The organism is Pseudomonas sp. NPDC089428, assembly GCF_044749325.1.
Classification (GTDB): domain Bacteria; phylum Pseudomonadota; class Gammaproteobacteria; order Pseudomonadales; family Pseudomonadaceae; genus Aquipseudomonas.
Map to the genome: position 1 here is coordinate 31,655 of NZ_JBIVHT010000007.1, position 14,260 is coordinate 45,914.

At 62.1% G+C, this 14,260-nt stretch carries 11 protein-coding genes; 4 read left to right on the forward strand and 7 right to left on the reverse strand.

What is annotated here, in order from left to right:
• Positions 1–54 precede the first annotated feature (54 nt).
• From acs to ACIPZ5_RS14930, 3 genes are all read left to right on the forward strand, one after another.
• Entirely contained in the window at positions 55–1,989 is a 1,935-nt protein-coding gene (gene acs, locus ACIPZ5_RS14920; RefSeq protein WP_400809402.1) for an acetate--CoA ligase, read from the forward strand.
• A gap of 42 nt (positions 1,990–2,031) precedes the next feature.
• Positions 2,032–2,901, forward strand: coding sequence for an oxygenase MpaB family protein (locus ACIPZ5_RS14925; protein ID WP_400809404.1), 870 nt, complete (start codon positions 2,032–2,034; stop codon positions 2,899–2,901).
• 79 nt (positions 2,902–2,980) lie between these two features.
• Positions 2,981–5,917 (forward strand): DUF748 domain-containing protein, encoded by a 2,937-nt coding sequence (locus tag ACIPZ5_RS14930; RefSeq protein WP_400809407.1) that lies wholly within the window; start codon positions 2,981–2,983, stop codon positions 5,915–5,917.
• Between the two features lie 101 nt (positions 5,918–6,018).
• Here ACIPZ5_RS14930 and ACIPZ5_RS14935 read toward each other — a convergent pair whose 3' ends face one another.
• The gene (locus ACIPZ5_RS14935; protein WP_261941618.1) at positions 6,019–6,432 is read right to left on the reverse strand and encodes a VOC family protein; all 414 of its coding nucleotides are present in this window, start codon (positions 6,430–6,432) and stop codon (positions 6,019–6,021) included.
• 60 nt (positions 6,433–6,492) lie between these two features.
• Between ACIPZ5_RS14935 and ACIPZ5_RS14940 the strand changes: the two genes are divergently transcribed.
• Positions 6,493–6,795 carry a putative quinol monooxygenase gene (locus ACIPZ5_RS14940; protein ID WP_400809410.1) on the forward strand — a complete coding sequence of 101 codons (303 nt, stop codon included), beginning with the start codon at positions 6,493–6,495 and terminating at the stop codon, positions 6,793–6,795.
• A 79-nt stretch (positions 6,796–6,874) separates the two neighbouring features.
• On the opposite strand, the gene ACIPZ5_RS14945 is transcribed toward ACIPZ5_RS14940, so the two are convergent.
• From ACIPZ5_RS14945 to infB, 6 genes are all read right to left on the reverse strand, one after another.
• Positions 6,875–7,225, reverse strand: coding sequence for a BON domain-containing protein (locus tag ACIPZ5_RS14945; RefSeq protein WP_062572736.1), 351 nt, complete (start codon positions 7,223–7,225; stop codon positions 6,875–6,877).
• 262 nt (positions 7,226–7,487) lie between these two features.
• Complete coding sequence (gene pnp, locus ACIPZ5_RS14950; RefSeq protein WP_261941620.1) at positions 7,488–9,593, reverse strand: polyribonucleotide nucleotidyltransferase; 2,106 nt, start codon at positions 9,591–9,593, stop codon at positions 7,488–7,490.
• Between the two features lie 250 nt (positions 9,594–9,843).
• Complete coding sequence (gene rpsO, locus ACIPZ5_RS14955) at positions 9,844–10,113, reverse strand: 30S ribosomal protein S15 (RefSeq protein ID WP_003249971.1); 270 nt, start codon at positions 10,111–10,113, stop codon at positions 9,844–9,846.
• 149 nt (positions 10,114–10,262) lie between these two features.
• Positions 10,263–11,180: a tRNA pseudouridine(55) synthase TruB gene (gene truB / locus ACIPZ5_RS14960; protein WP_027917683.1), complete on the reverse strand. Its 918-nt coding sequence runs from the start codon at positions 11,178–11,180 to the stop codon at positions 10,263–10,265.
• Between the two features lie 3 nt (positions 11,181–11,183).
• Positions 11,184–11,582 carry a 30S ribosome-binding factor RbfA gene (rbfA, locus tag ACIPZ5_RS14965; RefSeq protein WP_261941621.1) on the reverse strand — a complete coding sequence of 133 codons (399 nt, stop codon included), beginning with the start codon at positions 11,580–11,582 and terminating at the stop codon, positions 11,184–11,186.
• A gap of 116 nt (positions 11,583–11,698) precedes the next feature.
• Complete coding sequence (gene infB / locus ACIPZ5_RS14970) at positions 11,699–14,245, reverse strand: translation initiation factor IF-2 (protein ID WP_261941622.1); 2,547 nt, start codon at positions 14,243–14,245, stop codon at positions 11,699–11,701.
• Between the last annotated feature and the right edge of the window lie 15 nt (positions 14,246–14,260).

The following is a 14,260-nucleotide window of genomic DNA, read 5'->3' on the forward strand; positions in this document are numbered from 1 at the left end:
CCATCGAATAGCCGCTGCAGTCCCTCGCCCCTCACAAGAGCAGGACCACCCGCCATGTTCGATATCAAGCAGTATCCCCAGGCATTGGCCGTCAGCCAGTCCGCCAGCATCTCCCCCGATGACTATCAGCGCCTCTACCGCCAGTCGGTTGATGACCCCGACACCTTCTGGGCCGAGCAGGCCAAGCGCCTGGACTGGATCAAGCCCTGGTCGAGCGTGCAGCAATGCGACCTGAAGACGGGCACGGCCCGTTGGTTCGACGGCGCCCAGCTGAACGTCAGCTACAACTGCATCGATCGTCACTTGCACCAGCGTGGCGAGCAGACCGCACTGCTGTGGGAAGGCGACGACCCTGCGGACTCCAGGGCCATCAGCTACCGCGAACTGCACCGCCAGGTCTGCCGCCTGGCCAATGCCCTGAAGGCACGCGGGGTGAACCAGGGGGACCGGGTGTGCATCTACATGCCGATGATTCCCGAAGCCGCCTATGCCATGCTCGCCTGCACCCGCATCGGTGCCATCCACTCAGTAGTGTTCGGCGGTTTTTCCCCGGATGCTCTGCGTGACCGCATTCTCGACGCCGACTGCCGCACCGTGATCACCGCCGATGAAGGCGTGCGTGGCGGCAAGCGCATTCCGCTCAAGCAGAACGTCGACAAGGCCCTGAGCAGCTGCCCGGCGGTCAGCAGCGTGTTCGTGGTGCGTCGCACCGGCGGCGATGTGGCCTGGAGCCAGGGTCGCGACCTCTGGTACCACGAGGCGACCGAAAAAGCCGGTGACGATTGCCCACCGGAGCCGATGAACGCCGAAGACCCGCTGTTCATCCTCTATACCTCCGGCAGCACCGGCAAGCCCAAGGGCGTGCTGCATACCACCGCTGGTTACCTGTTGCAGGCGACGATGACCTTCAAGGTGGTGTTCGACTACCGCGACGGCGAGGTGTTCTGGTGCACGGCCGACGTCGGCTGGGTCACGGGCCACAGCTACATCGTCTACGGGCCATTGGCCAACGGCGCGATTTCACTGATGTTCGAAGGCGTACCCAGTTACCCGGACACCTCGCGCTTCTGGCAAGTGGTGGACAAGCATCAGGTAAACATTTTCTACACCGCCCCCACCGCCCTGCGCGCGTTGATGCGTGAGGGCTCGGCACCGCTGCAGAGCACCTCGCGCAAAAGCCTGCGCCTGCTCGGCAGCGTTGGCGAGCCAATCAACCCGGAAGCCTGGGAGTGGTACTTCGAAGAGGTGGGCCAGAAGCGTTGCCCCATCGTCGACACCTGGTGGCAGACCGAGACCGGCGGCATCATGCTCACGCCGCTACCGGGTGATCAAAAGCTCAAGCCCGGGTGCGCCACCCAGCCGATGTTCGGTGTGCAACCGGTGCTGCTGGACGAAAAAGGCAAGCTGATCGAAGGCCCGGGCGCCGGTCTGCTGGTAATCAAGGCGAGCTGGCCCGGGCAGATCCGCAGCGTCTATGGTGACCACCAGCGCATGGTCGACACCTACTTCAAACCCATGCCCGGCTACTACTTCACCGGCGATGGCGCCCGCCGCGACGCTGATGGCGATTACTGGATCACCGGCCGCATCGACGATGTCATCAATGTCTCCGGTCACCGCATCGGCACCGCCGAGGTGGAAAGCGCGCTGGTGCTGCACGACAGCGTCGCCGAGGCTGCCGTGGTCGGCTACCCGCATGACCTCAAGGGCCAGGGCGTGTACGCCTTTGTCACCACCATGAATGGCATCAACCCGGACGACGCGCTCAAGGCCGAATTGCTGGCGCTGGTCAGCAAGGAAATCGGCAGTTTCGCCAAGCCCGAGCTGATCCAGTGGGCACCGGCCCTGCCCAAGACCCGCTCGGGCAAGATCATGCGGCGTATACTGCGCAAGATTGCCTGCAACGAGCTGGACAACCTCGGCGACACCTCGACCCTGGCCGACCCGAGCGTGGTGCAGGGCCTGATCGACAAACGCCTCAATCAATAACGGGCGGCCACTTTCCATGGCCGTCCCGAAGTACAGGACGCCATGGAAGCCCTACGCCGCCGCATCGAAACCCAGGTCATGAGCCTTACCGGGTTGGCCCTCGGCCAGCTCGACCTCGAATCGCCCAAGGGCGACCCTGGCCTGTTCGGCCCGCACAGTATCAGCTGGCGGGTGCATGGCGACTTCCCGAGCATGCTGGTCGGCGGCATCAGCGCCCTGATGCTGCAGCTGCTGCACCCGCTGGCCCTAGCCGGGGTGTGGGACCATTCCAACTTCCGCGAAGACCTGCTCGGCCGCCTGCGCCGCACGAGCCAGTTCATCTCCGGCACCACCTTCGGCTCGACCCGCGATGCCGAATGGTTGATCGACAAGGTGCGCACCATCCACTTGCAGGTGACCGGTACCGCGCCCAACGGTAGCCCTTATGCCGCCAGCGACCCGGACCTGCTGACCTGGGTGCATGTGGCCGAAGTCAGCAGCTTCCTCGCCGCCCACCTGCGCTACCGTGACCCGCAGCTTTCGCGTGCCGACCAGGACGCCTATTACGCCGAGATCGCCCTGATCGCCGAGCGCCTCGGGGCGCGTAATGTCCCTCGCTCCTGCCAGCAGGTGGAGGCCTACTTGCAGCGAATGCGCCCACAACTGCAATGCAGTGCGCGTAGCCTGGAGGTGGTCGGGATCCTGCTTGAAGCCCCTGCCCCGAGCCGCATTGCCAAGCCGGTCGGCAAGCTGATGCTGCATGCCGGCATCGATCTGTTGCCGGACTGGGCCCAGGCCATGCTCGGCTTGCAGCAAGGGCCGCTGCAACGGCGCATGATCCGCCTTGGCCTGCAACGCACAGCCCCGATCCTGCGCTGGGCCATGCGTGATGGGTCTGCGCACCGGGCCAGGCGGCGCCTGGGCATCGAGTGACAGGAAAGTGGTCGCCTCAGCGGAACCGATTTAACGTGCCATACTCCAAGCACTCCTGCTTAGACAGACGAAGCGACACATGTACAAAGGATTGACTCGCGCCCTCGGCGCCCTGTTGGCTCTCGTGGCCCTCTACAGCCTGCTCGGCTTCCTCATTCTTCCTGGTGTCGCCTTGCGTATCGCCAACCAGCAGCTGGCGCAATACGCCACCGTGCCGGCGCACCTGCAACGCATCGAACTCAACCCCTTCAGCCTCGAGCTGACGCTTTGGGGCCTGCAGCTCGGCGAGCCGGGCAAGGAACAGGTCGGTTTCGAACGGTTGTACGCCAATCTGGCGCTCGACAGCCTTTGGAGCGGCGCCCTGCACCTGCAGGCCATCGAGCTCGACAAGCCACGCAACGAGGTGCTGTTCGCCAAGGACGGCACGCTCAACCTGACCAAGCTGTTCAACCTGCCTGCCAGCGAACCTAAGCCGGACCAGCCGCCCGGCAAACCGTTCCCGCTGCGTATCGGCAGCATCAAGCTCAGTGGCGGCTATCTGCATTTCGAAGACCTACGCCCGAGCGAGCCGATCGAGTTCCTCTACGACGACATGAACCTGGAGCTGAAAAACCTCAGCACCCTGCCGGACGACAATGCCGACATGACCCTGGTGGCAAAAGGTCCCAACGGTGGCCAGGTCGATTGGGCCGGCACCCTGAGCCTGGCGCCGCTGGGGTCGCAAGGCACGCTGAAAGTCACCGATGGCAAGATGAAGCTGTTCTGGCCCTATGTGCGCGATGCCGTGCCACTGGTACTGGAAGACGGCGTGTTCAACCTCGATACCCACTACAAGCTCAATCTGGCCAAGGAAACCGAGCTGTTGCTGGAAAATACTTCGCTCAAGGTCGCACCGTTCGCCATCAAGGCTCCGGATGGCCGGCCGCTGGCACGTCTGGCCAGTCTTGAGGTGAGCGAGACGTCCATCGATCTGGCCAAGCAACTGGTCACTGTCGGCAAGGTGCGCAGCGAAAAGCTGGAAACCTGGGCGGCCCTGGAAAAGGACGGCCAACTCGACTGGCAGAAGCTGTTCGCCAGCCAACCGGCCAAGGCCACGCCGAAGGAAAAGGCCGAGCCAGCGGCTGCCGAACCAACGCCACAGGAACAAGCAGCAAAGGCATCGAGCAAGCCATGGCAGGTACTGCTCAAGGACGTGCAACTGCGCAACTACCAGGTACACCTCGCCGACCGTAGCCAGAAGGAACCGGTGGCGCTGGATGTCGGCCCGCTGAACCTCGACATGCAGGGCTTCGACAGCCTCAACCAGTCACCTTTCACCCTCAAGCTCGACACGGGCGTTGGCAAACAAGGCAAGCTGCAGGCGGCAGGTGAAGTGAACCTTGCACCCGTCACTGCCAAGCTTGATGTCAGCACCCGCGACATCGACCTGCGTGTGGCCCAGGCCTACATAAGCCCGTTCATTCGCCTTGAACTGCGCAGCGGCATGCTCGGCAGCGACCTCAAGGTCGACCTCAAGAGCATCGAGCCACTAGCCTTCACGGTCGCTGGCAAGGCCCAGGTCAACCAGCTGCACACCCTGGATACCATCAAGGGCCGTGACTTCGTCAAATGGCAGCAGGTGAACGTCGATGGCCTGTCGTATGTGCACGGTGATGCCTTGTCGATCGACAAGGTGACCCTGCTGCAGCCCTACGCACGCTTCATCATCAACGAAGACCGCACCACCAGCGTCGACGACCTGCTGATCCCGCAACCGGCCGGCGCGCCTGCCAGCAAACCGGCCAAGCCAGCCAATGCAGCCGCCAGCAAGCCCCTGGGCATCCACATCGGCCAGATCGACATCAACGATGGCTCGGCCAACTTCGCCGACCTGACCCTGACACCGAACTTCGCCACCGCCATCCAGCAGCTCAATGGCCAGATTGGCACCATCGACAACCGCAAGCCGGCACCTGCCAAGGTGGACGTCAAAGGCAAGGTCGACCGGTATGCCCCGGTCACCATCAAAGGCGCACTCAACCCGTTCAACCCGCTGGCCAGCCTGGATATCGCCACCAGCTTCAAGCGCGTCGAACTGACCACCTTGACGCCTTACTCCGGCAAGTTCGCCGGCTTCCGGATTCGCAAGGGCCGCCTGAACCTCGACCTGCATTACCTGATCACCAACGGCCAGCTCAAGGCCGAGAACAAAGTGGTGGTCGAACAGCTCCAGCTGGGTGAAAAAGTCGACAGCCCCGACGCGGTGGACCTGCCGATCCGCCTGGCGATTGCCTTGCTCAAGGACACCGAAGGGCGAATCTCCATTGAACTGCCGGTTTCAGGCGACCTGAACAACCCGCAGTTCAGCGTCATGCCGATCGTCTGGCAGACCCTGCGCAACCTGGTGCTGCGTGCGGCCCAGGCGCCGTTCAAGTTCATCGGCGGGCTGATTGCCGGTGGTGGCTCGGAAGACCTGGGTACAGTGGCCTTCGCCCCGGGCTCCAGCGAACTCAGTGGTGATGCCCAGGCGACGCTGGACAAGCTGGCATCAGCATTGAAGGAGCGCCCGGAACTGCGCCTGGAAATCGAAGGCACCGCCGCCCAGGGCAGCGACGGCCCGTTGATCGCCCAGCAGCGCCTGGAACGTGAATACCAGGCGACCTGGTACAAGATCCTGCAGCGCCGTGGCGACAAGGTACCGGCCAACGCCTCGATGCTGCAGGTTGATGACAGCGATAAACCGGCGATGCTCGAAGGCATCTACCGCACCCGGCTGAAGCAGCAGCCGCCAGCCGAGTGGGAGCAGTTGAGCCGCGACGAGCGCACTACCAAGCTGCGCGAGGCCGTGATCAAGTCCTGGGCTGAAAGCACTGCATTGCTACGTACCTTGGGCCAGGAGCGGGCCAGCAGCATCAAGGACTACCTGGTCGACAAGGGCAAGCTCGAGGATGACCGGGTGTACTTCATCGATACCAACCTGGGGCAGGCCGAGAGCGATGGGCGGGTGATCACCCCGATGCACCTGGATGCTGAATAAGCGGTGTAAGCCTGTATCGGCCCTTCGCGGCTAAAGCCGCTCCTACAGGATTGTGCGGTCCCTTGTCGGAGCGGCTTTAGCCGCGAAGGGCCGATACAGGCTTACACCAGCTGCTGCCCCGACACCGCCGGGTGATAAAGCGGCTGCACCTTGTTCCCGGCTGGGTCCAGGAGGTGGAAGCTGCGCGCACCATCCCCATGGTTGAACGGTTTGTCGAGCAAGGTCACGCCCCGCGCCTTGAAGTACTGGTACCAGGCCTCCAGCTCCTCCACGCTATCTACGATGAACCCGTAATGGTCGAGGGTCTGCAGGCCATTGGCCGCCCCTGCCCCACGGCCCAGCGACAGGTTGTCGTTACCGCAGGTCAGGTAGACCAGGTCCTCGTTGGCCCGGTTCAGCACCTCCATGCCCATCACCTCGACATAGAAACGCTCGCACTCCTCCAGGTTGGGCACCAGAAGGGCAATATGGCGCAGGCCATTCAGGCGGCCGGGACGAGCAGGTAATTCGGACATTGGCGCGACTCCATTTTTGTATACAATTCAGAATAGAATTTAAAACAAAAGGATCGCCCTGTGTATAGCCTGTTCATCAAGACCCGCGTCAAACCCGGTTGCGCCGACGATTTCCTCACCGCCATCAAGGTCAATGCCGCGGCCTCCGTGGCTACCGAGCCCGGCTGCCTGGTGTTCGACGTCTCCCAGGACAGGGTCGACCCTGACGTTATCTACCTGTACGAGATCTACCGCGACGATGAGGCGTACGAAGCGCATACCCAAACAGCTCACTTCCGCGACAGCCGCCCGTTGGTCGAGCCGCTGATCGTCGAACAGGAATGCTTCGAGGGTGACGTGATCGCCCGCAATCCGGTGTACTGAGCGCCCATGAAAAAGCCCCGGCACAGGCCGGGGCTTATCGGTGAAGGTGGCCAAGTCCGTTTGGCCGACGGGACATTCCTTATTCGGCTTTAAGGCCATCAGCGGAAACGGCCTTCACGCCTTTGATCTTCTTGGTGATATCAATCGCCATTTTCTTCTGCGATTCGGTAATGGCAGTGGTCGACGACAGGGATACGACACCTTTGTTGGTCTCGACCTTGATGTCGCTGCCTGGAATGCCCTTCTCGGTCAGCAGGTCCGATTTCACCTTGGTGGTGATCCAGGTGTCCGAGGTCGCTTCCTTGGCTTTGGTCACCTCACCAGCCGCCAGCGTCATCGGGGCCTGGGTGGACTGTTGGGCGAATGCCGCGTTAGCCATGGTCAGGGTCAGAGCGGTTGCAGTAGCGGCAGCAATGGCGAACTTCTTCATGTGGGTCACTCCTGTTTTTCGAAAGGTCTGCGCCGTAAGTCCTGGCGGCAGGTAAGAGTGTAGTTGCATGTGCTGTGCCAGCTTTTCCGTTTCGCTTGTTTCCTTATAAATCAATAAGTTAACAATATTACCCGCCAATGGACGTCGTGCATTTTGCAATCAGGCCGGTAAACCTGCATGCAAGATGCAAGTCCGCAAAAGGTTCCCGGAGCGCATAAAAAAAGGGCCCCGAAGGGCCCTTTTTCCATGGCGTGTCAGTCGCTTAGACGCCCGAGGCCTTGGCCGCGGCGACGTCCTTGATCGACAGCTTGATACGGCCGCGGTTGTCCACGTCCAGTACCAGCACTTCGACTTCCTGACCTTCTTTCAGCACGTCGGTCACTTTCTCTACGCGAGCGTCGCTCAGCATCGAGATGTGCACCAGGCCGTCCTTGCCAGGCAGGATGTTGACGAAGGCGCCGAAGTCGACGATACGCTCAACCTTGCCGACGTAGATCTTGCCGATCTCGGCCTCGGCGGTGATGCCCAGAATGCGCTGCTTGGCAGCGTCTGCGGCTTCCTTGGTTTCGCCGAAGATCTTGATCGAACCGTCGTCTTCGATGTCGATCGAAGCCTTGGTCTCTTCGCAGATGGCGCGAATGGTGGCGCCGCCTTTGCCGATGACGTCACGGATCTTGTCGGTGTCGATCTTCATCGCGATCATGGTCGGGGCGTTGGCCGACAGCTCGGTACGCGACTCGCCGATGATCTGGTTCATCTGGCCGAGGATGTTCAGGCGCGCTTCCAGGGCCTGGCCCAGGGCGATTTCCATGATCTCTTCGGTGATGCCGTTGATCTTGATGTCCATCTGCAGCGCGGTAACACCTTTGGCGGTACCCGCAACCTTGAAGTCCATGTCGCCGAGGTGGTCTTCGTCACCGAGGATGTCGGTCAGGACTGCGAACTTGTCGCCTTCCTTGACCAGGCCCATGGCGATACCGGCAACCGGCGCCTTCATCGGTACACCGGCATCCATCAGAGCCAGGGAAGCACCGCAGACCGAAGCCATGGAGCTGGAACCGTTGGATTCGGTGATTTCCGAAACCACGCGGATGGTGTACGGGAACACGTCAGCGGCAGGCAGCATGGCCTGAACCGAACGACGGGCCAGGCGGCCGTGGCCGATTTCGCGGCGGCCAGCACCACCCATGCGACCACACTCGCCTACCGAGAACGGTGGGAAGTTGTAGTGCAGCATGAACGGGTCTTTCTTCTCGCCTTCGAGGGTGTCCAGCAGCTGGGCGTCACGCGCAGTACCCAGGGTCGCAACGACCAGGGCCTGGGTTTCGCCACGGGTGAACAGCGCCGAACCGTGGGTCTTCGGCAGCACGCCGACTTCGATGTTCAGCGGGCGCACGGTCTTGGTGTCGCGGCCGTCGATACGTGGCTTGCCATTGACGATGTTTTCGCGAACGGTGCGGTATTCGATTTCGCCGAAGATGTCTTTGACTTCGCTCGCCGAAGGTTGGCCTTCTTCACCGGAGAACTTGGCAACGGCCTGATCGCGCAGCTCGCCCAGGCGTGCGTAGCGGTCAGCCTTGACGGTGATGGTGTAGCCCTGCGAAACGGCTTCGCCGAATTCGGCGCGGATGGCGTTGAACAGTTCGGTGTTGGCAACGGCCGGTTTCCAGTCCCAGGTCGGCTTGCCCGCTTCAGCGGCCAGCTCTTTGACAGCCTGGATGACAGCCTGGAATTCGTCGTGGGCGAACAGTACGGCACCCAGCATCTGGTCTTCGGTCAGCTCTTGAGCTTCCGATTCAACCATCAGCACGGCATCGGAAGTACCGGCAACGACCATGTCCAGGCTCGAGGCAGCCAGTTGCTCGTAGGTCGGGTTCAGCAGGTAGCCGGTGCTTTCGTGGAAGGCAACGCGGGCAGCGCCGATCGGGCCTTCGAACGGAATGCCGGAGATTGCCAGGGCAGCCGAGGTACCGATCATCGCAGCGATGTCCGGATCGGTCTTCTTGCTGGTGGAAACCACGGTGCAGACAACCTGCACTTCGTTCATGAAACCTTCAGGGAACAGCGGGCGGATCGGACGGTCGATCAGGCGCGAGGTCAGCGTCTCTTTCTCGGAAGGACGGCCTTCGCGCTTGAAGAAGCCACCCGGGATCTTGCCGGCGGCGTAGGTCTTTTCCTGGTAGTGGACCGACAGCGGGAAGAAACCCTTGCCTGGGTCGGCCTGCTTGGCGCCAACTACGGTCACCAGCACGGTGACATCGTTGTCGACGGTAACCAGCACGGCGCCGGTTGCCTGACGGGCAATACGGCCCGTTTCGAGAGTAACGGTCGATTGACCGAACTGGAATTTCTTGATTACCGGGTTCACGGTTTCCTACCTTTTTTCAGTGGCTCTGGGGGAACTGGTTTCTTGCGAATTCTTGGGCAGAACGGGGAATCGGCCCCATTGACCGTCCAGATACAACACGAGGTTGGGAGCCTGGCTACTGCGCGGTAAACCGCTCAGCAAAACCAGGCTGCCAACCTCGGAGATACGCGTGGCGTGCCCGACGGCGATGCTGCAAAGCAGCATAGCCGAAGCCTGCGACACGCCATGCACACCACTGACCAGGCCGCTATTAGCGACGCAGGCCCAGGCGACCGATCAGGGCGCTGTAACGAGTGGTGTCTTTGCCCTTCAGGTAGTCCAGCAGCTTACGACGCTGGTTAACCATACGGATCAGACCACGACGGGAGTGGTGGTCTTTATCGTTGGCCTTGAAGTGGCCTTGCAGCTTGTTGATGTTGGCGGTCAGCAGAGCAACCTGCACTTCCGGGCTACCGGTATCGCCGGCGGCTTGCTGGTATTCGGCAACGATCTGAGCTTTTTCTTCAACGCTGAGGGCCATGAGGCTTCTCCAAATTAAACGGATCCCGCAAGCGGGGTCCAATAGGCCAGGGACAAAACCCTGTATTAATAAAATGAGGTGTGACCGTGCCTACTGACAGCCACCCTCGGTCCACCGGTTTCAGCCAAAGCCTCGGCCTGTGGTTTCGGTCATTCCGACCGAATTAGTCGACGCGGCGCAATGCGCCCGTCTTCGCTCACTTCACCGATACCGATGAAGCGACCATTGTGATCCTGTACGCGGACCATGCCGAACTGCGGTGCATCCGGCGCACGCACTGCCTGGCCATGCAGCCAGTAGAAAGCACTGTGCTCGGACAGGCACACCAGTGGCCAGTCCTGCAGCCCGCTGTCGGACGGCATCAGGAAGCGATCGAGCGCTTCGTTGCCACCTTCGGCATGGGCCTGCTCGAGTTCCTCGAGGGTTACCGTCTGGGCCAGGGCGAAAGGCCCGGCCTGGGTCCGGCGCAACTCGGCGACATAAGCGCCGCAGCCCAGGGCCTCGCCGATATCCTCCACCAGGGTACGGATATAGGTGCCTTTGCTGCAGCCTACCGACAACCGTGCACGGGTGCCTTCGCACTCAAGCAACTCCAAGCGGCCAATAGTAACAGAACGCGCCTCGCGCTCCACTACCTCTCCTGCACGCGCCAGTTTGTACAGCGGCTGGCCATCACGCTTGAGCGCCGAGTACATCGGCGGTACTTGAAGGATTTCACCGCGAAAACGCGGGATCACGGCTTCGATATCGGCGCGACCAACGGTCACCTCGCGGGTCTGCAGGACTTCGCCTTCAGCGTCCGCGGTGCTGGTCGTCTGCCCCATCTGCATGACCGTTTCGTAGCCCTTGTCGGAATCGAGCAGGTACTGTGAAAACTTGGTCGCTTCACCGAAGCACAGCGGCAGCACACCCGTCGCCAGTGGGTCGAGGCTGCCGGTGTGGCCGGCCTTCTCGGCATTGAGCAACCAGCGGACTTTCTGCAGCGCGGCGTTGGAGGTGAAGCCCAGCGGCTTGTCGAGCAGGATGATGCCGCTGACGTTGCGGCGGATACGTTTGACCTGGGCCACCGCTTACTCCTTGGCGTCCGGCTCGTCGGCTTCCTTGTGCAGGCGGTCTTCGGCCACTGCACGCTCGATCAGCGCCGACAGGTGGACACCGCGGCTGACACTTTCATCGAAGTGGAAATGCAACTGCGGCACGCTGCGCAGCTGCATCGAGCGGCCCAAGTGCAGGCGCAGGAAGCTGGCGGCGCTGTTCAGTGCCTTGAGTGACTGCTGCACAGCGTCCGGGGTTTCTTCGCCCATGACGGTGATGAAGACCTTGGCATGGCCCAGGTCGCGGCTGACATCCACAGCGGTGATGGTGACCAGACCGACGCGTGGGTCCTTGACTTCACGGCGGATCAGCTCGGCCAGCTCGCGCTGCATCTGATCACCGATACGTTGGGTACGGCTGTATTCTTTGGCCATTCTTGCTACCTGTAACTTAAAGCGGCAAACGCCCGGTCAGGCTGAAGCCTGACCGGGCGCTACCTACTGAGGCGCTGCCCACCGCCCTGCGGCGGGGGCTGGCGCCCTGCTCACCCTTAAAGGGTACGAGCAACCTGGACTTTCTCGAAGACTTCGATCTTGTCGCCGACCTTGACGTCGTTGTAGCTCTTGACGCCAATACCGCACTCCATGCCCGAACGCACTTCGGAAGCGTCGTCCTTGAAGCGACGCAGCGATTCCAGCTCGCCTTCGAAGATCACAACGTCTTCGCGCAGTACGCGGATCGGACGGTTGCGGTACACGGTACCTTCGATGACCATACAGCCAGCGATGGCGCCGAACTTCGGCGAACGGAACACGTCACGTACTTCGGCGACACCCAGGATGTTCTCGCGAACATCGCTGCCGAGCATGCCGGTCAGGGCCTTCTTGACGTCTTCGATGATGTCGTAGATCACGTTGTAGTAACGCATATCCAGACCTTCCTGCTCGACGATCTTGCGCGCGCCGGCATCGGCACGCACGTTGAAGCCGAACAGTACTGCATTCGAAGCCAGCGCCAGGTTGGCGTCGCTTTCGGTGATACCACCGACGCCGCCACCGATCACGCGCACCTGAACTTCGTCGTTACCCAGGCCGCCCAGCGAGCCCTGCAGTGCTTCCAGGGAACCACGTACGTCGGTCTTGAGGACGATGTTGAGGGTCTTCTTCTCTTCCTGACCCATGGTCTCGAAGATGTTTTCCAGCTTGCCGGCGTGAGCACGGGCCAGCTTGACCTCGCGGTACTTGCCTTGACGGAACAGGGCAACTTCGCGGGCCTTCTTCTCGTCGGCAACCACGGACAGCTCGTCACCGGCTTCCGGGGTACCGTCCAGGCCGAGAATCTCGACCGGGATCGACGGGCCGGCTTCCTTAACAGGCTTGCCGTTCTCGTCGAGCATGGCGCGCACGCGGCCATAGTTCGAGCCGCACAGGACCATGTCGCCCTGACGCAGAGTACCGTCCTGAACCAGGATGGTCGCCACCGGACCACGGCCCTTGTCCAGGCGCGATTCGACCACAACGCCACGACCTGGAGCGGTCGGGGTGGCGGTCAGTTCGAGGATCTCGGCCTGCAGCAGAACGGCTTCGAGCAGTTCGTCGACACCGGTACCCATCTTCGCCGAAACCTTGACGAACGGAGTGTCACCACCCCAGTCCTCGGAGGTCACGCCTTCGACGGCCAGTTCGTTGCGGATGCGATCGAGGTCGGCACCCGGCTTGTCGATCTTGTTCACTGCAACCACCAGCGGAACGCCAGCTGCCTTGGCATGCTGAACGGCCTCGCGGGTCTGCGGCATCACGCCGTCGTCCGCCGCCACCACCAGGATGACGATGTCGGTGGCCTTGGCACCACGTGCACGCATCGCGGTGAACGCGGCGTGGCCCGGGGTGTCGAGGAAGGTGACCATGCCGCGGTCGGTTTCCACGTGGTAGGCACCGATGTGCTGGGTAATACCACCGGCTTCGCCAGCAGCAACCTTGGCACGACGGATGTAGTCGAGCAGCGAGGTCTTGCCATGGTCAACGTGACCCATGACGGTAACCACCGGTGCACGCGACTCGGTCTGGCCTTCGAACTTCAGCGATTCGGCCAAGGAGTCTTCCAGGGCGGTATCGCTGACCAGGGTGACCTTGTGGCCCAGCTCTTCTGCGATCAGCTGAGCGGTTTCCTGGTCGAGCACCTGGTTGATGGTAACCGGGGTACCCAGCTTGAACATGAACTTGACCACTTCGGCGCCCTTGACGGACATCTGGTTGGCCAGTTCGGAGACAGTGATGGTCTCGCCGATGGTCACGTCACGAATGACGGGGCCGGTCGGGTTCTGGAAGCCGTGCTGGTTACGCTTCTTCAGCTTGCTCTTGCCACCACGGCCACGACGAGCGCCATCGCTCTCTTCGTCGGTGGTGCGCGGTGCGGCCCGAGGCGTCGGAGCCTTCTCCTTCTCCTTGACCTTGACCTTGATCGACACGCGCGGCGCTTCGCCACGACGCTCGCCACCACGACGATCTTCGTCACGGGTGCGGCCTTCGTTACGACGGGCTTCGTCCTTCTTGCGCTCGGCAGCACGGGCTGCGGCGTCTTCGGACGCTGGTACGTCGGCGACTACCGGGGCCGGAGCGGCGGCAGGCGCGGGCTCAGCCTTGGCGGCAGGCGCCGGGGCTGGAGCGGCAGCAGCGGCGTCGGCCGCCTGACGGCGAGCCTGCTCTTCGTTGCGCTGGCGAACTTCGGCCTCGACCTTGTCGCGAGCGGCATTTTCAGCCGCGCGGCGCTCATCCAGCTCACGCTTCTGCTCAGCCTGGATTTCTTCCGGGCTGCGCTGCACGAAAACTTTCTTCTTGCGTACTTCTACGCTGATGCTCTTGCTACCGGCGACACGCAGGGTGCTGGTGGTCTTGCGCTGCAAGGTAATCTTGCGCGGCTCTTCCGCCTTGCTCTTGTGGCTGCTCTTCAAATGGGTCAGCAGAGTCTGCTTCTCATTGTCGGTCACTACCTGACCGGCGTCGGTGTGCGGCAGACCTGCCTCACGCATCTGCTGCAGCAGGCGCTCTACCGGTGCCTCGACCTCTTGGGCCAGTTCTTTCACCGTGACTTGCGTCATGCACTTCTCTCCTCA